The sequence below is a fragment of the Marisediminitalea sp. genome, assembly GCF_984433645.1.
Genome location: NZ_CFIDRX010000058.1, coordinates 1 through 23,609, shown reverse-complemented (window position 1 = coordinate 23,609; position 23,609 = coordinate 1). Strand labels below are relative to the sequence as shown.

Annotated in this window: 12 protein-coding genes; 5 read left to right on the top strand and 7 right to left on the bottom strand. The window is 49.5% G+C overall.

What is annotated here, in order from left to right; genetic code table 11:
- The 5 genes from AC4MRN_RS09470 to AC4MRN_RS09450 all read right to left on the bottom strand — a co-directional run.
- On the bottom strand, positions 1-1,794 hold a 1,794-nt coding region (locus AC4MRN_RS09470), incomplete at its 3' end, for a TonB-dependent siderophore receptor (RefSeq protein WP_491203129.1).
- Positions 1,795-1,809: 15 nt separating this feature from the next.
- Complete coding sequence (locus AC4MRN_RS09465) at positions 1,810-3,075, bottom strand: DUF3526 domain-containing protein (RefSeq protein ID WP_491203128.1); 1,266 nt, start codon at positions 3,073-3,075, stop codon at positions 1,810-1,812.
- Positions 3,072-4,505, bottom strand: a complete 1,434-nt coding sequence (locus tag AC4MRN_RS09460; protein ID WP_491203127.1) for an ABC transporter permease — start codon at positions 4,503-4,505, stop codon at positions 3,072-3,074. Before AC4MRN_RS09460 ends, AC4MRN_RS09465 begins: the two co-directional genes overlap by 4 nt.
- Positions 4,502-5,224 carry an ABC transporter ATP-binding protein gene (locus AC4MRN_RS09455; RefSeq protein ID WP_155016179.1) on the bottom strand — a complete coding sequence of 241 codons (723 nt, stop codon included), beginning with the start codon at positions 5,222-5,224 and terminating at the stop codon, positions 4,502-4,504. The genes AC4MRN_RS09460 and AC4MRN_RS09455 overlap by 4 nt, the downstream gene beginning before the upstream one ends.
- A 212-nt stretch (positions 5,225-5,436) precedes the next feature.
- On the bottom strand, positions 5,437-6,522 hold the full coding sequence (locus AC4MRN_RS09450; protein ID WP_491203132.1) for an MFS transporter: 1,086 nt from the start codon (positions 6,520-6,522) through the stop codon (positions 5,437-5,439).
- Positions 6,523-6,743: 221 nt separating this feature from the next.
- On the opposite strand from AC4MRN_RS09450, the gene AC4MRN_RS09445 reads away from it, so the two are divergent.
- The 4 genes from AC4MRN_RS09445 (at position 6,744) to AC4MRN_RS09430 (ending at position 18,504) form a co-directional block, all read left to right on the top strand.
- A complete protein-coding gene (locus tag AC4MRN_RS09445) occupies positions 6,744-7,511 on the top strand; it encodes a DeoR/GlpR family DNA-binding transcription regulator (RefSeq protein ID WP_491203126.1) in 768 nt (255 codons plus the stop codon).
- A 159-nt stretch (positions 7,512-7,670) separates the two neighbouring features.
- Positions 7,671-8,939 carry a pectate lyase family protein gene (locus AC4MRN_RS09440; protein ID WP_491203125.1) on the top strand — a complete coding sequence of 423 codons (1,269 nt, stop codon included), beginning with the start codon at positions 7,671-7,673 and terminating at the stop codon, positions 8,937-8,939.
- 285 nt (positions 8,940-9,224) lie between these two features.
- Complete coding sequence (locus AC4MRN_RS09435) at positions 9,225-12,215, top strand: TonB-dependent receptor (RefSeq protein ID WP_491203124.1); 2,991 nt, start codon at positions 9,225-9,227, stop codon at positions 12,213-12,215.
- Positions 12,216-12,336: 121 nt separating this feature from the next.
- Positions 12,337-18,504: a pectinesterase family protein gene (locus AC4MRN_RS09430; RefSeq protein ID WP_491203123.1), complete on the top strand. Its 6,168-nt coding sequence runs from the start codon at positions 12,337-12,339 to the stop codon at positions 18,502-18,504.
- A 486-nt stretch (positions 18,505-18,990) separates the two neighbouring features.
- On the opposite strand, the gene AC4MRN_RS09425 is transcribed toward AC4MRN_RS09430, so the two are convergent.
- Positions 18,991-20,760, bottom strand: coding sequence for an SLC13 family permease (locus AC4MRN_RS09425; protein WP_491203122.1), 1,770 nt, complete (start codon positions 20,758-20,760; stop codon positions 18,991-18,993).
- 299 nt (positions 20,761-21,059) lie between these two features.
- Positions 21,060-22,049 carry an arabinan endo-1,5-alpha-L-arabinosidase gene (locus AC4MRN_RS09420; RefSeq protein ID WP_491203131.1) on the bottom strand — a complete coding sequence of 330 codons (990 nt, stop codon included), beginning with the start codon at positions 22,047-22,049 and terminating at the stop codon, positions 21,060-21,062.
- Positions 22,050-22,284: 235 nt separating this feature from the next.
- Between AC4MRN_RS09420 and AC4MRN_RS09415 the strand changes: the two genes are divergently transcribed.
- Positions 22,285-23,259: a glycoside hydrolase family 43 protein gene (locus AC4MRN_RS09415; RefSeq protein ID WP_491203130.1), complete on the top strand. Its 975-nt coding sequence runs from the start codon at positions 22,285-22,287 to the stop codon at positions 23,257-23,259.
- Positions 23,260-23,609: the final 350 nt, after the last annotated feature.

Sequence of the window (23,609 nt, the reverse complement as noted above, 5' to 3'; positions counted from 1 at the left end):
GCCAGCAGCAATTTCCACACCCCAGTCCGGATTCGTAACCGTGTTTTGAGTAGCCGCATTAATATAGGCGTAAGAAAAAGTCATTACCGTGGCGTCGGTGATCGCAGCATCAATGTCTACCTCGATACCTGAGCTTTCCACCTCGCCAATGGCAATCGTGCCGCCATTGACAGGATCTGCAGCCAGAATGTTGGATTTTTCTGCATGGAAGATCGCCAGCGTACCGTTGATAGCCTCATCGGTAGAGCTAAACTTCATGCCGCCTTCATAGGACTTACTTTCTTCCGGATCAAACGGATTGCCGTCGTTATCGACACCACTGTTCGGGCTGAAGCCTTCAGAGTAGCTGAGGTAAAACGAAAATTGTTCGTTGGGCAGGTATACCGCACCTAAACGCGGGCTGGTGGCAGTCTGGTCGAGTGTGTTAACGCCATTGATTTCCTGCTCGAAGTCGTCAAAACGCAAGCCGAATAGCACTTTGAACTGGTCGTTGATATCAATCTGATCCTGTACATACAGACCAAACGATTGCTGCTGTTCGTTTGAATCAATCAACGGCGCTACTTCGGGTTGTGCCTGACCATACTGAGGGTTCAGTAAATCCACTGAGTAGGTGGTGTCCCCCGCGCCCCAGGCGGTGCGCCAGCGCATCATTAACTGGTCGTATTCGTAGTCATAGGCATCTGCACCAATCAGAATGTGGTGAGTCAGGTCGCCGGTTGCCACTTCGCCACTTAACTCAACGCGGCCCGATAGGTCCGTGGTGTCGTAATCGCGATAGCGACGCTGACGCGATAGCGTTTCACCGTCGACGTAGAGTAGCTGTCGGCCGCCTGACAGTTCTGGCTCTGTTGAGAAACCTTCAAATGACGAATCGCGGTAGCTGAGGCCACCGTTGATACTCCAGTTATCATTAAGCTTGGATTGCAACGACAATTGGTGCGCAACGCCTTTGATTTCAATCGGGCCATCATTGGGCTCGCCGTAAAACGTATCAATAGGGACGACGCCAAACTGGCCATTCGGAATCGAAATGCCGCGGTCAAAGTTAGCTTCCTGATCAATGATTTCCAGCTCGTAGAAGAGTTTGGTGTCTTTGCTCAGTGCGTAAACCAAAGACGGAGTAATAAACAGCTTATTGCTTTCTACTTGATCTCTGAAGCTCTCTGCATCTTCGTACGCGCCGTTAACGCGGAAAGCCAGGTCGGCATTTATTGCGTTGGTATAATCGCCTTCCAAACGGTACAAGCCATAACTACCCGCCGTGGCTTCAACATAGCCTTCTTCAGCAAACTGTGGCTTTTTGGTAATGATATTAATGGTACCGCCAGGCTCACCGCGACCGTAAAGCGCAGAACCCGGTCCTTTCAGTACCTCGATGGCCTGAATGCTGGACGCATCGCGCTTACCGGCAAAGCCCCGGCCAGTGTTGAAACCATTAATAAGATAGCCGGATGGGCGGTTGCCGTCGCCGGCAAAACCGCGGATAGCAAAGCTGTCCCACAGACCACCAAAGTTATTTTGACTGGCAATGCCACTGGTGAATTTCAGCGCGGTTTGCAGGTCGAAGATACCCATGCTGTCGAGCAGTTCATCAGAGATAACGTCTACTGACTGTGGAAGTTGTTTCAGTGGCACGTTGCCGCGATAAGCCTGACGCTGCTCTACCACTGCAATGTGTTCCAGGTCTTCATCATCTGAACTGGTGTCTTGTGCCATGGCCGGGGCATTAATGCTCATTAAAACGGCCAGTGAAAGCGCGTGTTTTAAAAAGTGCGTATGCTGTTGTTTCATTGAAAGATTTCCAGGTTAACGTTCTGTATTTTTATAAGGGGTGAAAACAGGGCGGTCTGCCAGCGACGCTTCGCTATACGGCGTACCATTAAATAAAAACGGGTAGTAGAACTGGCGTAATTCAGCGTGAAATGCCCTGACTTGTTGCTCGTAGTACCAGGCCGCCGGTGCATCGGTGTGTGCCCAGTGCGTTAAAACTCGCTTTAATAAGGTGGCTGGTGAAAGCAACGCAATATAGCCCGCCGCACGGTAGCGATCTTCTGCGGTTTGCTGATAAGCAATGGCCAGGGGCAGGGCTTTTTCGTCGCCGACTTGCTGAAACGCGAAGTACCATTTCCATTCGAATAAGCTGGTGGTGTGGGTTTTGCCTTGCCACTGTGGATGCGTTTCAAGAAACGCGTCCATAGTGACCTGATGTGGCAGATCCCACGCGTCGTTTACTGCTTCCCGCTGGGTCATCAGAATGTCACCCCCTTCTGGGCCGTGATAAGCCTCTTCAATAACCACATCGCCCACCGCAGGAATGATAAATGTGGTGAGTAGCCAACCGCCTAATAGGAATGAGGCCAGCACCGGAGCGGGGAATGCAAGCCGGGCAACCAGGTAGCAAATGACTGACCAAAAAAGCAGATAAACCAACACGATGGCGCTGATCATGAACACGTCAGCGACGCCTACGCCATTGACAGCGCAGCCCAACAAAAACGGTACTATTAGGGTAAGCCAGAGTGCGACCATAAGAATGGCGGTACGCAAGGGCCAGAGGCTGTTACGGGTTCTGGCCGTGACCACCAAAAAGTCATGACGGCCAGCAGCGCGCTCAGATGCTCTGAGATCGTGCAACAACAAGATGAGTAGCAGCGGTGAAAATACGGCAATCACAAACGTGAAGTCTATTTTGCCTGCCAGTGCGAGCTCAGGGTTCGGTGTGTCAGACTCGTGGATCTGCCCTTCCAGAGCCAGCATCCTTACTCTGTGCTTCCACGGGTAAATATCACGTACTCCCAGTGCCGCAAAGGCCAGCGGTGATGGCGGCGCATAGGTTAAATGAAATGTGTAGTAGGCAATGTAACCATAATCGTGATGTTTATGGGTGACCTCTTCACGGTCGACGTTGTCCCCAACCAGTAAACGCTCTATGGTTTGGTGCTGCTGGGCAACGTCCACCGAGCCTGTCCACACTGAAAACGAAGCCAGGAAGAAACCTGCAAGTAGCAGCAGGGCTATACTTTTTTTGCGCAGCAAAAACACCGTTTCGCGACGGATATCCAGAAAATTCATACTCGTCTACCTGCATAAAAAATGACGCCGAATACCACAGCAAGTGACATTACAAGTTGTGTCATGGCCAGCAAACTGTTGGCAAACCGCTGAGTTGGCGGTAGTGGGGTAAAGTGAAAATCGTTCAGTATTTGCCAGTTGTCGGCACTCACCGTGGCGGCCTTTTTGGCTTCCAGACTCTTGTATTTATTCGCATCCTGCTCAAGCGTCATACCTTCAGCGTGGAGCTTGTTTAACGATTGGACGAAGTCAAAGCGCACGTCCTCTGCTTCGCGCAGGAAGCGGTGGTAGTTTTCCAGGTCGGTACCAGCCAGCTTCATGGAGGCGTTCTGAATCGCAATCATGGGGGAGAGCCATCCAAACTGCCTCGCAATAGCAGCCTGGTCTGCCTGTTGAGTCATTTGCTGTTCAGCGAAATCGTTGAGTACCTTGGTTAAATCGGCCTCTGATTGTTGCGCAACAATCCCTCTGAAATTAATGGGCAGTGCCTCAACGCTGTCGACATTGTACTTGGCCAGCAGGTTGTCTTTTAACGCCTTAAAAGCTGGATCGTTAGCATTGTGTCCGTCGCCCATTTCCCTGAGTTGTTTTAACACGGCGAAATCGGTTTCAAGCTTGCCGGGAGAATGCACTAATACGCTGGCGGTGTTGCTGGCGATTCGGGGCACAATAAGACAAAGTGCAATCCATACAACGATGAGACTGCCGAAACTGCTGCTGTTAGAGCTGGCAAGCGTAGAGACCAGCAACACAATGCCAATCCAGACCGCCATATACATAACGTAGCTCGCCAAAAACGCCAGCGCGGGTAATACAGCTGCGCCATCCAGTAAAGTCAGACAGACGCCAAGGAACAACGGAAGGAGTATCAGCATACCAGCCCCGGCTAACGCAATACCTTTACCGGCTAACATAACGAAAGGTGAAACGCCCTGGACTTTAAGAAACTCCAACGTGCCGGCTTCCCGTTCACGGGTCATAACACCAAAGCCTATGACTATCATCAACAACGGGGTTAATACCTGCATAACGAACGCCGGGGTGAGTGTCGCAAGCCAGGTTAAGCCACTGGCCTGTTTTTGATCCGCGAACGTAGCACCATTCTGACGATGTCCTTCCAGAAAAATCGCATTGCCGGTAAAGGCGTCTATGCCGGGGTCCAACGAGCCCAGTGGCGGCGGTGAGCGGAACAGATAGTGCCCGTAATGCACCATTCTGTGTGGGTGACGGTCAGGCTGAGCCTCAAAAACGGCTTCTGACTCGGCCTGCTGATGCTGGCGTTGGTCAATGGAATGACTTACCGAAGCATGGGTTACCCACACTGAGGCAATTGCCAGCAAAAAGGCCAGAATGACGACAGACTGTGCCAGGCGGGAGCGTTGCCAGTAACGCCATTCGTCACGGGCAACAGTGAGCACTGTGTTACTCATGCCGCGCTCCCTTGCGCAAACGCTTTGTGCACAACCTCGGAGTCAATATTGCCTTCGGCGGGAGCGTCGAACATGCCCACAAGTTCGCCATCGCGAAGTAGGCCAATACGGTTGGCAACATGACAAGCGCCGTAAACATCATGCGTCACCATAAGGATGGTCGCACCCTGGCTGGCCAACTGATTAATCAGTCGGTTAAATTCATCGATAGCGACCGGATCCAAGCCTGACGTAGGCTCGTCCAGAAATAGAATTGGTGCGTCCCGCAACAGCGCGAGCGCAATGGCTGTTTTTTGTCGCATGCCTTTTGAATAGCCACTAAGCGGCTGGTGCCACGACGACGATTGAAGTGCAACACGCTTAAGTGAAACAGCGATGTCTTCATCGCTTTTTTGCTTACCAGAGAGCGACAAAAAGTAACGGATATTTTCTATAGCAGTCAGGTGGCCGTAGAGCATCACCGACTCAGGTAAATATGCGACCTGCTTACGCACTACATCCGGGTTGGTTGGCACACTGACACCTGCCAGTGAAACGTCGCCTGATGTGGGCTTCATTAGCCCCAAAAACGTTTTTATGGTCGTGGATTTACCTGCACCATTGCCGCCAAGCAGCGCCAGTACTTCGCCTTTATGGACTTGGAAAGATATGTTTTTGAGAATTTTTTTGGACTGAACGTCAACGGATAAATTCGTTGCCTGAATAACAACGTCGGACATGATTGGATAATACCTTATTGCTCTTGTGATGTTATACTATAACAATTTCAGTGCGCATTGCTAGCTCGTTGTGGTTTTTCAGAATGAGAAAAAAGTTATGGGTGAGTTGATAAAGTCAGATTGTGTGCGAAATAGTGTGTGCTATTTCACAGTCATTGTTTGCAGTGAGCCGCTGGCTAAACGGCTCGGGGTAATCGTTGTCAGTGTTGCTATTACACGCGGATTTTCAGGCTAACCAGTAAAGCGACAATCATCAGGCCTACAACAGCGTGCAGAGATACAGGCAAGCTTGACACTTCTGCGCCAAAGCCAACCAGCGCAGGCCCAGCGAGCACACCGGCATAGCCTAATGTCGATACCGCTGTTACAGCCATCGATTCAGGCATAACATCTTGCTTGCCAGTCGCAGAAAACATAATAGGAACAATATTGGCGCAGCCAAAGCCAATCAACGCGTAACCGAAAAGCGCCAGCTGCCACATGTCGGTATGCAAGGTGATCAGAAATCCAGAGATAGCTGTCAGCGCCCCCGCGTTGATGACCTTTCTCGGACCCAGCGACGACACAATGCTGTCTCCTGTCAAACGGCCTATTGTCATGGCTATCGAGAAACTGGCTACGCCAAGACCCGCTTTCGAAGTTTCTACATGCAGAAACTCGGCGAGGTAAATACCGCTCCAGTCCAATACCGTGCCTTCCGACAAGAACAGAATGCTGCAGACTACGCCAATCAGCACCACGACACTGCGGGGCATAATGATCAGCGGGCCCGATGTGCCTTGTGCATTGCGTAGCAACCCGCTTTGACTGTATAGCAATAATGCGAACACCAATGCCGAGGTAACAAGACAAGCTGTAAGTACCGGCACATTCATTGATAACTGCACAGTCATCACTAAGGCACCAACCATTCCACCCAGACTATAAAATCCGTGAAACCCTGACATCAACGGTTTGTCTGACGCTTTTTCAACGACAACGGCTTGTAAATTCATTGCACAGTCTGTGAGCCCGATACTCATCCCAAATAAAAACAATACAAACGCTAAGGCCGGCACAGTCGTCATCATTGGAATGAGAAGAAACAGCAGTGCGAAGCTAATAACAGAGGTTATCAGGATAGGCTTACAACCAAATCGGTCTGAGCACACACCGGCCAATGGCATGCCTGCTAAAGCGCCTGCACCCAGGCATAGTAATAACCCGCCAATCACGCCGTCGCTGATTTGCACGTTGTATTTAACGAAAGGAATGATTGAAGCCCATGCAGCAGTGATCATTCCCGCACTTAAAAACATGACGCGTGTGGCAGAGCGTGTTTTGGGGGTGTTATTTGAGACCGTATTGTCCATCAGGCACTGAACTTATTGTCAAAATTGTTATGGTAAACGATATCATAACGGTTATTTTTGCTTAAATAAACAAAAGCAGACAAAAATAAAAACAAATGAACATTTCATGTTAGCTCGTGTAATATAGTGATTCACAATAATCCATAAAACACGAAAAGGCGTTGAGTGTGGAGAAGTATTCGCCCGAAGAAAGGCATCAATACATTATTGAGCAACTGCGAACCCAGAACAAAGTCATGGCCTCTGAGTTAGCGGAGTGTCTGGGCACAACCGAAGCGACTATTCGTCGCGATCTCAGGCATTTGGCTGAGCAAGGCTTCTGTAAACGCATTCACGGTGGGGCCATGTCCTATGCGCCACCGTCGGGGACTCAGCAGGAACGGTTACAGCGCAATAGCGATGAAAAACAGCAGCTCGCGACTAAAGCACTGTCTTTGATAAAAGAGAACCAACTGATTTTTCTTGATGCCTCGAGCACCAATTTGATTCTGGCTGGCATGTTACCCACTGATAAACAGCTTACTGTGGTGACCAATAGTCCGTTAATTGCTTTGTGTCTGCTGGAACAAAAGTCGATTCATACCATTCAAATTGGCGGAGAGCTGGACCCTATGGTTGGCGGCGCTGTCGATAACGTGGCTATTCAGTCGCTTAAACGCTTTCACTTTGACCTGTGTTTTCTGGGGGTTTGTGCCTGGTCATCCAAGGATGGTTTTTGTGCTAATCATTATCAGGACGCTGAATTTAAACAGGTGGTTGCGTCGCGCTCAAGCGAGTCTGTTGTACTCGCTACCCAAGACAAAATAGAAATATTCGGGCGTTACCCCTTCCTGACATCTGCCGAACTGGGGTATTTGGTTTGCAGCGTGTATAACGCCTCATTGCGGGCGGTGTTTGAGGACGTACCCTGCCGGATCATCCCAACACAACACTAACCATTCTCCTGTAAATGCTGTTAAATTGTGAAAATGGTTAGCAGGTTGTAAAAGCAATCATCATGGTGTATTTTTGATTGTAATGCTACCGGTGGCATAAATAATAAATTTACAATTGGTCTGCCGGTTTACGATGCAAATATTGGTAAGGTGGTTCTAATGGCTAAGCCGGTCTCGTTTAGTATTGCGTTTTTTTTTGGGGTACTTTTCTACTCCCAGGCGCATGGTGCAAGTCTCGAAAAAGCCTTTGAGGGCGCTGTTGGCTTTGGCCAATACACGCAAGGCGGGCGAGGTGGCATAACCTATGTTGTTACGTCGCTGGACGACAACCCTGAACATCCGGAGCCTGGCACACTACGCCATGCAGTAAAACAGAAAGGCGCGCGCATTGTTGAGTTTGCTGTGTCGGGCGTGATTCATCTGAAGGATGTGCTGGAAATCACCCGGGACCACATCACGATTAACGGTCAGACATCACCCTATGGGATTGTTATTGCCGGCGCTCAAACATCCATTAAAGCCAATCAGGTCATCCTCCGTTATTTGCGCTTCAGGCCTGGTGTTGAGCAAGGTGAAGGCGATGCGCTTAATGCGCGGGGAAGACAGGACATCATTATCGATCATTGCTCTTTGAGTTGGGCAAATGACGAAGTTGCATCTTTTTATAACAATCAGCGGTTTACCCTGCAAAACTCGATTATTTCTGAAAGCCTGAAGGAAGCCGGTCACCACAAAGGCAGTCATGGCTATGGTGGCATCTGGGGAGGCGCTAAAGCGAGCTTTATCCGCAATGTTATTGTGCATCACGACAGTCGGAACCCGCGCATTAATGGTTACAGGCTTAAACCGCCTTACCCGCAATCTGAAACGCTGGTGGATATCCGTAATAATGTCTTTTACAACTGGGGCGACAACAGCGGTTATGGAGCAGAAGGTGGAAAATTCAATCTTATCAATAACTTTTACAAGCCAGGCCCTGCGTCGGAGGCCAAACATTTCTTTCAATTCTGGGCAAAGCCCGAATTACCTGGCACCCAGGCGTTTATCGCAGGTAATGAAATAGACGGAAGACCTGATGTCACAAAGAATAATCGCTTGGGCTTGTCGGTGAAAAATCAGAAAAAACTGTCTGCCGAAGCGGTTGAAGCCGTGTATGCCTCAACCCTTGTAAATACACCTTTTGAACAGCCAGATAGCACTACGCTATCGCCTAAAGAGGCCTATGATTTGTTGATAATCAAAGGTGACGTAGGGGCTAACAGGAATGCCGGGGGCGGATTCCAGGACTCTGTCGATACACGTTTGTTAAGTGAGATTCGACGGGGTGAACCGACGTTTGGCAATGGTTTAATCAATACTGAGCTCACTGTACTGAGTGCCGGCGGTTGGGCAGATTATGCCAAGGAATTTAGCGCTGGGGCACAATAATACGCTGGTTACTCTGCTTAGCCGTTCCATCTCTGCAGAGTAACCACAGCTACTTCATTTCTACGCTAATTTGCGAGCGTTTACCCTATCTTGTTCTACTGTTATGTTTTCTTTCCCCGCTAGTGTCATTTCTGTTAATAAAATGTTGATCTCGTGTTGGAATGGCGATATATTGCCACCGGTGGCACTGGTTTGGTGTGTTATACCTGTTGTACGTGCCATTAGAAAAAATTATATCGCCACTCATCAACACCAGCCCTGAGGCTCGTGTCTGGAGAAAGGATCATGAGAACATTTAAGTTAAACGCGGTAATGGCCTGTCTGGCATTCAGTTTGCCCGTTTACGCACAACAAGTTTCGACGCCAGCCGAACAAGAAAAAGCCAATGCCACTGCGCAACAACCAGCGCAAACCGATGCTGAAGCTCAACAAGCACAACAGAACAACGAGCAACAGGATCTGGAAATTATTCAGGTTAAAGGTGTAAAAACAGCAGATCTGAAAGCCCGTGATTTGGAACGTATGAAGGATGGATTCAGCTCGGTGATTTCTACCGATGAATTGGGTAACTTCGTAGACCAGAACGTGGCAGAGTCTCTGCGTCGCCTGCCCGGCGTAACATTACAACGAAGCGAAGGTGAAGGTAAGTTTGTAGCCGTGCGCGGGTTAGGCCCAAGCTTCGTTACCGTCAACATGAACGGTGCAGAAATGGCCGGTGCGGGTGAAGACCGTGCGGTCAGTCTGGATGCATTACCTGCAGATTTGCTGGGGACTATTGAAGTACTGAAGTCGTTAACACCCGATCAGAACCTCAATTCAATTGGTGGTACCGTTAACGTTAAAGCCATTTCGGCCTTTGACCGTGGAAAGGAAACGCTCAACCTGAAAATTCAGGATGCGTACAATGAGTTACGCGAGTCTCATTCTCCTCGTTTCAGCCTGAACGGGACTGAACTTCTGATGGGTGACAAAATTGGTATCGGCTACGCGTTCTCTTATGAAGACCGCGAAACGTTGATCGACGAAACTCGCCACCACAGCACCAACGAAATGAAATTCTATCGTGCGGACTTTCCACTAACCGACGAAGACATTGCAGCGGATAACTTTGGTCCGGAAATTCTGGGGCCTGCGCAACTTGAAATGCGCCGTGAAATCGCTGACCGTACCCGTACCGCAGGTGCATTGAACGTAGAATACAAGCCTTCAGATGACGCCTATTACTATGTAAAAGGTACCTATACGAAATACGAAGATGGTGACTTCGCGCTGCGTGAATTCTACGACTTCCAGGATGCGGGTTCATTTGGCAACGACGAAATCATTTACGTAAACGATCAGACAAAGGAATTTATTCTCTCTGACATCGATGTATTCCATCAGCACTTTATTCAGGAAAGTACCAACGAAACCACCACGTTCAGCGTAGGTGGAAGAAATACGTTCGATAAAACCTGGATCCTGGATTATGAATACGCACGCTCAAAGTCTGAGGAAGACTCTCGAGGCGACCGCCGTGTGCAATTCCGTGAGCGGGATTTGATTGTTTATGGTCAGGGCCTGCGCAATACCATTAATGCGCGAGTAATGAGTCCTGAAGAAGCGGCAGCCTTCGCAGGACTGGACTACACAGACGACATGTTTGGTAGCTCAGGCCGTGGTGATGCCAGCGATCTAAGTAATTTCGCCTTTGATAATCTGTTCCTTGAAGGCGGTGTGCGCACTGATGATCTGGAAAGCTTCCAGTTCAATTTGCGCAAAGACGTGTACAGCGATTACATCAACTACGTCAAAGTAGGTGGCTTGTTCACCCAGCGATTCCACGAGCGGGACAAAAACCGTTGGAGCTTTGACCCATCTGCAGACGATTGTAATGACGATCAAGCGTGTATCGATGTGGTGAATTCCAGCCTGGCTGATTACCCCAGTGCCATTCCGGCCAACAGCGATTTCCAGTACCCGTTTGAGAGTGCTGCCACGGTAGATGCCATGGTAGATGTTACTCGTCAAACAGTGGAGAGCGCAACCAATGGTGAAGAGTCGATTGAAAGTACTAAAGGCGACTACACCATAAATGAAGACACCAAAGCGCTGTACGCCATGACCGAAATTCCATTGGGAATGGACGCCACATTGATTACCGGTGTGCGCTGGGTAGAAACCGAGTTTGCATCCACGGGCTTTATGTCGTTGGAAAACGATGACTTTGAGTTCAATGGTGCAGGGAACGGTAGCCTGGATATTGCAATTCCACTGCCAGAGGCTTCCATTAAATACAGTGAATTCTTCCCTAGTGCCCATATTCGCTATGAGCCTACTGAAAATATTCTGGTTCGTGGTGCAGTGTGGACCAGTTTCACTCGCCCATCGTTCAAGCAGGCGCGTGGCTATGCGACCTTCGATAGCGATATCGAACTTTGCCCACCGGCCAGTGATAATTGCGATGATTCACAAGGTGGCGCAAGCATCCGTCAGCTACAGGACTACATTCTTGCATCAGACAACGCGCTTGATGTGGGTAACCCTAACCTGACTGCCATGACGTCAATTAACTACGATGCGTCATTGAGCTGGTACGCCAGTGAAGACCTGTTTATGGAAATTGGCCTGTTCTACAAAGACATTGAAAACTTCATTGTTGATGTAAACGGTATTTCCATGTCGCTGGCTGACCTGCCAGTGCGCCTGCCGGTGAATCAGGTGACTGAATTCGTTATTCCACAGGACCTGGTAATGGACGAAATCAACATCACACTGAACGGCGACAAAGCCAAAGTGTATGGTGTTGAACTGAGCTACAACCAGTACTTTGAAAACGGCTTCTTTATTCAGTCGAATGCCACATTCCTGGACAGTGATGCGCGCTTAGACGGCACAGTACGTCAAGGCTCTGTGCCACTGCCTGATCAGGCTGACCAAACCTTTAACCTGACGCTGGGTTGGGAAAACGAAGTATTCTCGGCACGTTTAATTACCAACTACCGTTCCGACATTCTGGAACAAATTGGTTCGTGCCCGGTATCTGCAGATTTGGCTGACGCCAAGGCGTGTAAAGTCTGGGGAGACCAGTATCAGGCCGGTTATACCAGCGTAGACATGAAGCTGAAATACGATGTTAGTGAAAACGTACAGTTGTATTTCGATGCACTCAATCTGACGTCTGCCGAAGATTTACGCTACTTCGAGGGTAACGAATACAGCGGTGGCAACATCCTGTATCAGAAGGAAGTATACGGCCAGACCTATCAGCTGGGTGCCACGATCAAGTTCTATTAATGCAGGGATTGAGGCATTGCCTCAGAACAATTAATCGAATCGGGAACGTGGCACAGAATATCGGGTAACTGAGGTTCCCCGCTAGCTGCACTCCCGCTCTATCATCCTTGGGAGGGTGAACATGAAAAAGCTCAATCGCATAGCCGCCATTATGAGCGGCGCCGTGCTGGTGACCGGCTGCGGATTTGAACAAACCATAAATGTAAAAGAAGAGCCCGCGCCTGCACTGACCGGTCAGTTTGTCGATGCGCCGGTAGGTGGCATTAGCTACAGCTCAGAGTCTTTCCCCGACGGTACAACCAATGACAACGGGGAGTTTTCCTATTTCCGTGGAGACCAAATCACGTTTCATATTGGTGATTTCGCGTTTCCGAGCGCGCCGGCTTCAAGCTTGTTAACGCCGCTGGCGCTGTTTAAAACCGATAACCCATTCAACCCTGCGGTAGTAAATACGCTGCGTTTATTGCAGGCGCTGGACACCGATGCTGATCCGAGTAACGGCATCAGTATCTCTGCCAATGCAGCGGCGGCCGCACAAATGACCCTGGCCGACGGTGAAACGATAGAAACCTTCTTTGCCCAAGACCCGGACGACTTCGCAGCTGATGTTGAGCCTTGGCTGGCAACGGCAGGCGGTAGTGCGAACCTGGTGGGTTACGACGAAGCGGTTGAACACTTCGTCGATTATCTTGAAAGCGAATACGGTACCCTGCTTACCAATGCAATCAATGTAGAGTTGATCACAGGTACACTGTACAACACCTTTATTCGCGGCAGCAGTGCCTTAAAAAACAGCATTAATTTCCTGCCTGATGATGCCACTGGCATGACAGGTACGTTCACCATGGTGGAAGGCGAGTCAACAGTAACCGGTACTTACGGCTATGCGTTTGGTCGTCGTGCATTGGTGTTGACCACAGAAACCAGTACCCATTATTTGGTATCCCGCTCGTTTAACACCGTAAATCAGGTGTACAGCCTTTGCTGGTTCGACAATCCTACGCAAGCGGTAACCAGTTTGGTTCGTATGTGTGATGCCGATGAAGATCCAAAAGACAACCTGCTGGTACTGACCGAAGAGCAGGCCGACCTGGAACTGATTGCGCTTGAAGAAGCGGCATCAGCCATTGAGCCTGCGCTGGCAGAGAGTTTCGATACCGATATCACCACCTTCTTTTCGTCGGGCTACAAACGCCTGACAGAAGATGAAAATGCAGGTGCGATGTATTTCAAAACCGGTGGAAGCCCGATCATTGACCCGGATCTTGGGCAATTAACCCTGGCGGGTGCGCGTTTTACCATTGGTAACGCCGCTGCCAGCCCGAGTACTGAAACAGCTGATTCAGATACAGTGGGCACCGGTATCTTCAATATTAGTCAGGGCTTTACCATTAGCTTTGACGTTGTTGATCACAATGGCTCAGGTAGCATGAACATCTACGTAGATAACAACACTACCAGCCAAAGCAAATCTATCCACGGTGCTGCCAGTAAGTTTATTGGCATGAGCATCAGTGAAGAGAACTTCCCGATTGGTCAGCGCTTTACTTATACCTATGTACCGGGTACCGACGTTACTGGTCTGCCAGTGGACGATCCGGACGCGCGTATTTTAAACCCTGATGTAACCAACTCGTTCTTCCAGCTTCGTACCGACAGCTCAGGTAGCATTACCATCGACAACCTGACTATTGAAACGGTTGCTGATGCGGTAGATGTGCCACAAGAACCTGAAGAGCCGGAGGAACCGGAAGAGCCGGAAACACCTGAACAACCCGTAATTCCACAGGTTGACCTGCCACTGGTTTACGACTTTGTGGGTGTAACTGAAGACATTTTCTCAGTCGCTTTTGCCAGCCTGGTAAACAGTGCCGGTGAAACGCTGCCCATGTACACGCGCACCGGTGGTTCAGTCACCGTTGTCAGTGAAGGTCTGCAAATTGATTCTGGCCGCTTTACCATTGGTAACTCAACGCCAGACGTAGATACGTCAGGTGATGATGTCACTAACTCGGGTGTGCTGGATCTAAGCCGCCCTTATAAAGTCGTCATGGACATTGTATCGGTAAGCGACCCGGATGGTGACAACAACTTCCAGATTTATGTGGATAACAACACCAGTAGCAGCAGTAAGTCTATTCTTGGTGGTGCATCGAAATTCTACAGCGAACTGATCAACACCCTTACACCAGGCACCACGCTGGAAGTGGAAGGCCCTATTGCCTCGGAAAATTCCTTCCTGCAACTTCGCACAGAAAGCGGCGGTACCGTAGTCATCAACAATCTGCGCATTGAATATCTTGACGATACCAGTGTGTTCTCGTGTGACGACCAGCCCGAGCTGTATTTCTGCGATGATTTCGCCAGCGGTACAACCGACAACTGGGAATTACTGGCGCAACCAGACAACGCAGAAGGCGCGGTAGGTAGCTTCGACGTCTTTAACGACAACGGTAACAAAATGCTGCGTTATACCGCAGGCAGTACCGGCGGCGAAATCCTGCAGTTAACCGAAGCGGCCATGGCGCAAATTCCGGATACTGCAGATTACTTTGTAGAAGCACGTATTCGACCTCGTCAAAACAGCACCACTGCCAATAAGCAGCTTTACTTCACTGCCCGCTACGACAGCGAAGGTAACTGGTATGGCGGCGGTATGAACCTGCAAAACTCGTCCAGCAACACGCGTATTGAGATTGCTATTAGCACCGACGGTTCGATTAACCGCCCAGTGCAGGCAAAAACACCGTTGTTACTCGGTGAGAAAGACGGTACTGACGGCGTGTGGTACCGCGTGCGCTTCGACCTGGTTGGCGAAACGTTAACAGCGTATCTGGATGGCGAAGAAATGGGATCGGTAACGGACAGCACGTTTACCGCTAAAGGCCTGATCGGTATGTTCACTAACAACCGTTCGTTTGAAATGGACGACTTCAAAGTAGGTGACCCAACCGTTAAACCCGTGCAGTTAACGTTGGACTACAAAGACACCACCTGGGATACCACCACGACCAGTGACCCGCTGTACGTGTATGTCACTGCTGTGAAAAACGATGGTGTCACTGACGATACGTTTACCGTGACATCGTCTAAAGACAGTGTGGTAACGGCGACTGTTGATGGTCCGAATGTGACACTGACACCGGTGGGTGCTGGTAGTGCCACTATCACCTTTACCTCAGGCTCAGACGCTACGCTAACCCGCAGCATCGAGGTCATGGTAACCGAAGGTTTCGTCATGCCGTCGAGCGAGTATGGCGACCTTACCGGTAAGGTATCACCTGCCCTGGCATCAACCGGCGCGTACATTGATGGTAAGCTGATGCTGACCTTCGACAACGCACCTACGCTGGGCGAAGTAGGCGAAGTGCGTATCTACAACGCGGCTGATGATACGGTTGCAGATGTGATTTCCCTCGGTGGTGAAATTAATGCACTCGGTTACAGCGGCCAGGATCGCCTGCGTCGGGTGAACTACCGCGCGTTTACTGTTGAAGGCAATACCTTAACGATTGTGCCTCATAACAATGCGCTCGATTATGACCAAACCTACTACGTCGCCATTGGTGACGGTGTGGTCACCAATACACAGCTGAACGGTGTGGACTTTACCGGCATGGGTAAAAACGCAGGCTGGGAATTCTCGACCAAAGAGATAGGCCCGTCAGGTAATGACGTTACGGTCGACGACGACGGTCAGGCTGATTTCCGCACTGTACAAGGCGCTCTGAACTACGTAATGGAAAATGTAGCAAAAGACACCGCCGCGACTATTACCGTGAAGTCAGGTATGTATAACGAATTGCTGTATGTTCGCAATAAAAACAACCTGACTATTCAGGGTGAAGACCGCGACGATACCGTTATTTACTACGACAACTACGAGTCGTACAACGGCGGTACAGGTGGCAGCGAACCACTGGGCACAGGTACTCCGAACGGTGGCCGCAGTGTGTTCCTGGTAGAAAGTGCTGACATGCTGGTGCTGAATAACTTCACACTGAAAAACAGCCATACGCGTAACAGTGTGGATTCAAACCAAGCGGAAACGATCTACTTCAACAGTAGTCATCGCTTAGTGGCCAACAACATGAACTTCATGAGTGAGCAGGATACCCTGCTGCTGAAAGGCTACAGCTGGTTCTACAACACGCTGGTGGCGGGTAACGTCGACTTCATCTGGGGTTATGCAAATGCAGCCTTGTTTGAAGACAGTGAAATCCGCACTATCGGTGATTCCAAGTACGGTGCAGATGCGACATCGCCAGGTGGCTATGTGCTGCAGGCGCGTGTACAGAACGAATCTGACAAAGGCTTTGTATTCCTGAACAGCGACTTTACCCATGGCCCTGGTCCATTGGGTACGACAGTTGAAGCGGGTTCAACTTATATTGCCCGCAGTGGTGGCAACAGCAACTACTTCGACAATATTACGTTGATCAATAATACCTTTGGTGAGCATATTGCTACGGTAGGCTGGGCTTACGATGGCATCAATGGTCAGCCTCAGCCTAACCCGGATCCGGCTACGGCCACAGCGGGCTGGCGTGAATACGGTAGTACAGACGCACAGGGCAACGCGCTGGATCTTAGTGCTCGCGTAGGTGGCTACACGCTAACTGAGACTGAAGCCGCGGATTACAGCTCACGTGCAAGTGTGTTCGCAGGCTACAACGACGGTGCAGGTTGGGATCCTCAACCGCTGGATGCCCCTGTGATTGTTGAAACCGAAATCGACAAAGGCTTTGCAGGTTACAACTTTGATATTACCGGCGGTGCAGGTGGTATGGTTGTAACTGTGGATACCGGCGCGAAATTAACGGCTGCGCTTGAGCAAGCCAAAGACGCGAATTCACCGATTATTATCTATGTCGACGGTGTGATCACCGACGCCAATAACGATGGCAGCGGTCGTTCCATTGAAATTAAAGACATGGACAATGTGTCAATCATAGGTGTGGCTGACCGAGGTGAGTTCGACGGTATCGGTATCTCGATTCGCCGTGCCAACAACATTATTGTGCAAAACCTGAAGATCCATCACGTATTGACGGGTGCGAAGGATGCCATTTCTATTGAAGGTGATGACGATGGCTCGACGACCAGCAATATCTGGATTGATCACAACGAGTTGTACAGCACGCTGGACGTAGACAAAGACTACTATGATGGCTTGATTGACTCTAAATCAGGTGCCAAAAACATTACGATTTCGTATAACTACCTGCACGATCACTGGAAAGCGTCGCTGCATGGTCATACCGAGTCAGATACGGCCAGTGACAATACAGATCGTCTGATAACGTTCCACCACAACCGTTTTGAGAACATCGAGTCGCGCTTACCGCTGTTCCGCTACGGTCATGGCCATCTGTATAACAACTACTACAACAACATCAATTCAACGGCGATTAACTCGCGTATTGGTGCAGAGCTGCAAATCGAGAACAACGTGTTTGAAAACACCCAGAACCCGATTGTGTCGTTCTACTCTGATGTGATTGGTTACTGGAATACCTCGGGCAACCTGTTTGGTACCGGTGTCACCTGGACCACCCCATCGGGTACCGATGTGGTAGCGGGTCCGGACCAAACGCCAACCAGCAGTTATGAAGTGCCTTACGATTACAACCTGGATGACACCAGCATTGTGAAAAGCAAGGTCATCAACCACGCTGGCGTAGGCAAAATAGACCAATCCGGGCTTGATATCCCTGCGATAACAGACGGTGGAAGCGATGGTGGTTCTGGTACGGGTGAAGCAACGGATGTCACGCTGCCATACAGTGAGGACTTCAGTGCTGCCGATGCCAGTGCCTTCTTCAGCGCCGACTATAAGTCGATGCCGGATGACAGTGCAGCGCCGTTACACAACATCACAGGTGGTGGCAGTGGTATCACGGTTGCTGACGGACAAATTACGCTGGACAGTGCGCGTTTCACCATTGGTGATACGCAACCTGGCACAGATACGGCCGATAGCGATACAGCGGGACGTGGTGTGTTCGATTTAAGCCGTCCATACAAGGTGTTGGTTGATATCGTCAGTGTGAGTGACCCGGATGGTGACAATAACTTCCAAATCTATGTGGATAACAATACCAGTAGTAGCAGTAAGTCTATGCATGGCGGTAGCTCGAAGTTCTTCGCCAAGCTAATCGGTGAGCTGACGATTGGTACCCTCGAAGTAGAAGGTCCGGTAGCTACAGCAAACTCGTTCATTCAGTTGCGTACCGAAAGTGGTGGCGTAGTGGTGCTGGATAACTTCAGATTGGAATACCTGGACTAGCGTTTATACCTGGGGGAGGATGTACAACTTCCCTACTATGAACTCGAAAATCCGCGTACCTGAAAAGGACGCGGATTTTTTATTTTTATAAAAACAGGTATTGGTTACTGGCTCTATCAATGGCAGTAATAATAAAAATATGATCTTTTTATAAAAATCATTAGTAATAAAATCAGTAACTAACAGTATTTTTGTATACGATTAAAAAATTGTGCTGGCATTTATTACAGTATTGTCATATATTGAATAAGGCAACAAAGCGAAGGAGGATGTATGATGAAAGCACTTAAACGTTTCTTCAAGCGAGCGCATCCGTATACTGTTGCTTATTACCTAGGTAGAAAGAATACTCAGCGAATCTTAGACTGTAAGATCAAAAAGAAATCGAAACTACTGGCAGAGCAACATTAGCTAGTGCTTGAAGAGAAAAGGCTCCATTGTGGAGCCTTTTTGCATTTCCGGGAAAAAGACCTGTCGGTTTTTGTTTTACCAAGGAAAGGCAATCGGAATCAGTACATAGCAACACGCAAACACCCACAGCAGCATTGGCGAACCTAGCCGAATAAAATCACTAAAGCGGTACTTTCCTGGCTCGACAATCAAAGTCACTATGGGAGAGGCGATGGGGGTCATAAAGGCAGCCGATGCCGCAAACAACACCGTAATAGCCAATGGGTAGGGCGACACGCCTAATTGTTGCGCAAGGCTAATGGCAATCGGCGCCATCAATACTGCTGATGCGGTGTTAGACAATATGTTCGTCATTAATGCGGTGAGAAAAAACACCATTACCAGCACCGTTTGCGCAGAGGCGTTCTCGGCAATACCCAGTAATCCGTCTACAATCATGCCTGTTCCACCGGTTTGCTGTAATGCATCGGCTAGCGGGAGCATGCCCGCCAGTAATACCAGACTTTGCCAGTGAATGGCGCGGTAGGCGTCTGCGGCGTTCAGGCAGCGAGTCACAATAGCGGCAATAGCTGCTAGCAGCACCGAGGCGACTAACGGCAGCCAGTTGAATACAGAGCTGAGTACCATCAGTGTGGTAATGATCAGCGCCGCCGGCATTTTTTGAAATGCTGGTACAACATCCGAGGCTTCGGCAGGCGTTTCCAGTACGACAAAATCGTGGTTTTGCTGCTGTAAGTGCGTAATTCTGGCCCACGGACCTGTCACCAGTAAGCTGTCTGAGGGCTGTAAAAGGAGATCCTGAAAATGTTCAATAGACTGACGGTTTCGCCTTACGCCAAATACATCCAACCCATAGCGGTCCCTGAATTGCGCCTCCCGAATCGATTTACCAATCAGCTTTGAATCCGGATGGATTAATACACTGACTGCGCCGAACTCCCAACTGCGATACTGAGTTTCCAATTGAGAGGGGTGGAAAACAAATAATTGATTGGCCTGTTTGGCTTCGTCTAATTGCGAGGAGGGTATGGCAACGTGCAGCACATCGTCACTGTGCAGGACGATATCGGGTGACACCCCCGCTTTTAACTCACGCCATCCGCGAACCCGTTGCGATAAATCCAGCACTCTTAATCCGTATCGCTTATAGAGCTCACTTTGCGCAATAGTCTTGCCATGCAGGGGGGAGTCAGGGCCAATTTGCAGGTAAATCAGCTCCCTGTCTACCCTATATTCGTCCCACAAGGCTTGTATCGACCGCCGCATAGAAGTGGTATCAGTGGAGTCGGCTTTGGGTAACAAATGTTTACCTATCACAACCATGTAGAGCATTAATCCGGCTAAAACGACAATACCAATGGCGGAAAAGGAAAAGAACCCCAGTGGCTGAAAGCCCTGATTGCTCAATTCTCCGCTGATAACCAGGTTGGGAGGTGTAGCAATGAGCGTTAACATGCCGCTGACCAGCGCAGCATATGACATAGGGAGCAAGAGTTGCCCTGCGCCACCGTGACTACGCCGCGCGATGCGCATAACAATGGGAATAAAAATTGCGACAACGGCGGTGGAACTCATCACCGCACTCAGCAGCGCGCAGGCAAGCATCAACATGATCAGTAGACGGCTTTGTGAGCCCTGACTATGTTCCCCGATCCAGTCGCCAACGAATCTCGCTACCCCGGTACGGTCGAGCATTTCACCGACTATCAACAGACCTGCGATGAGGATGACGACCGGATTGCCAAAACCTGACAGTGCCGCATTGACGGGCAGAATACCGGTCAGCATTAACGCCAGAATAACGACCACGGCAATCAAATCGTAGCGGACGCGATTCGTCGTCATCAGCAAGGCTGCAACGGCGATGATTATAAATACACTCTGAGCATGCAAATGGACTGGAACTGAAAACACGACCAATATTTCCCGTAAGGCTGACTAAAACATACGATGAGACTGAAAACGCCAGATTAGCGTCAGTGGCCAAAAAGCGCCAGGGTGTGGATCAATAGTGCGAAGAATAAGTCGAGGATAGTCAGCAATAAATGCCCCCGCGCCGTGGGTCTGTTCCTGTCCTTGTGAACAGCACGGGAGCTTTCCTCTACCAAACCTGACGATGCAGATATGTCAGGTGGGTAGTAAACTTACTTTATCAAATTAGTCTTACGGCGGTTTAAATCAGCCGGATCGACTACGGGCCAATTGTCTTCCCAGGTAATGGGTAATATGCGTAGTTTTTGAAGGGCATTGTCGGCGCTTTCATAGGCGTGGAGCACCAGATAGTCTTTGCCGTCGAAGGTATAAGCTGCATTGTGGCCCAGTGCTACCCAGTCTTTGTTTCCTTCAATGACCATAGTGCCGCCACCGTCGAGCAGTGATACGCCATCTCTGTCGAAATAAGGGCCCATTACCGTTTTACTGCGTCCAACGCGAACGTTGTAAGTGCTATCCATGCCGCGACAACACTTGTCGAAAGACACAAACAGATAGTAATAGCCGTTTTGCTTAAAGATATAAGGCGCTTCAATAGCGCCTTCGCCTGGATCTGCGTCATCAGTGGTGTTGGCACCAGGGCGCTTAGCAATGGTGTACCACTCTTGTGGCTCGGCCAAACGCACCATATCGTCATCCAGTTTGACCAGTTTTAATCCTTCCCAGAATGACCCAAAGCTCATCCAGGCGTTGCCATCGTCGTCTTCAACAATCGCTGGATCAATGGCATTCCAGTGATCGCGATTAGGCACAGAATCAATCACAACACCGTAATCTACCCACTCGTAGTCGGGTGAGTCAGGATCCAGTGTGGTGTTAACGGTTACGCCAATACCGGAGGTATTTTTGCCAAATGCGGAAGCGGAGTAATACAGATAGAACTTACCGTTCTTTTGATAAATGTCCGGTGCCCAAAGGTGACCATTAAAACCCGGTGCTACGCGACGTGCCCAGCTTGGCTCGTCGGGAAATACACGGCCGGTCAGTTGCCAGTTCACCATGTCTTTCGATTCGTAATAGGTAATACCCGGACCGGTGCTGAAAACGTAATAAGTGTCGCCGGCTTTTGTCATTACCGGGTCGTGTACTTCAACCTGTTTGGCTTGTGCTCCACAGCCCGTCATTAGCAAGGCGCTAGCCATTAAACCCGTGCCAGCTTTGATTAATCGGGTTGCCAGCGGGAAAGTTCGATATTGAATCATTTTTACCTCAATTCAAAAAGCATTTGCTAAGTGTAGCAGCGATCATGTTAAATATGTAATACAATATTAATAATTGGTTAGCAACTTGGCAACCGCTAAGTAGGGACAAGTGATGATATCTCAAACTATAAACAAAACACTGCGCGTAGGCGTCCAATTGGCAAGCCTAACCCTGATGGGCTTCAGTATGGCGTTAAATGCCACCTCCCTTGAGCCTATTGATAATCCTATTGTTATTCAACGGGCCGATCCCTGGATAGTCAGGCATGATGATACAGGGTGCTACACATTTATCGGTACCTCGCCCAAATTTGATGAAATAGAGTTACGCGAAGCGTGCCGGTTAAACGATTTGAAAATTGCTGAGCCAAAAGTAATTTGGAAAAAGAATACCAAGGGCCCGATGAGCGTAAATATTTGGGCCCCGGAGCTGCATGAAGTCGACGGTGACTGGTATATCTATTTCGCTGCAGGTGATATCGACCACCCGTGGAGTATTCGCATGTATGCCCTAAAAAACACTGCTGAAAACCCTATGGAGGGAAAATGGGTGGAAGCGGGGCGCATTGCGACACCTGTAGATTCCTTTTCGTTGGATGCGACGACGTTTGAGCATCGCGGAAAACGCTATTTGGTGTGGGCGCAGCAAGACGCCGAACGTACTTACAACTCTGCATTGTGGATAGCGGAAATGGACTCACCCACGTCGATTAAATTCGACACGGTTACCTTACTTAGCGAACCAAAACTCGATTGGGAAGTCTTGGGCTATAAGGTAAATGAAGGCGCCGCTGTCATTGTAAGACACGGACGCGTGCTCGTTACTTATTCAGCCAGTGCTACGGATCACCGCTATGCCATGGGTTTATTGTGGGCAGATGAAAATGCAGATTTACTGGACCCTACAAGCTGGCACAAGAGTGACAAGCCAATCTTTACTACCAATGCTGCAGCAGGGCGTTTTGGTCCGGGTCACAACGGATTCGTAAAAGCGGAAGACGGGGTTACAGACCTTATGATTTACCACAGCCGTGACTATGAAACACTGCGCGGTACGCCCCTTACCGACCCCAATCGTCACGCCAGAGCGCGGGTTATCTATTGGGATGCCGAGGGATTTCCCGTATTACAGCCTGAGTTAACTGATTAGCGAACGTAGGCTGCCGAAATGTGTCGCTGATTGGATTCTTCCACCCTGCCTTAATTTTTCCTCCTGTGGTCCCGGTTTAGTGAAGCGAATACCGGGACCTCGGAGCATTGCAAAGCAATGGCATAACTTCTAAGATTAAATTTCATTCAATTACACTATTCATAGGGAAATGAACATGGATGCAATCAGCTCAGTTCAGTTCAGCTTGTCATATTAGGTATTGTCGCCGTGACGTTAATGCTAGAACGAATCGCCATTGTTAGTCCTGGCTCAGGCCAACCCATTTCTCTATTTGCCCTGTGGGGCCTGCCGATAGCGATAATTATTTACCGCAAGAAAGACTGGCATAA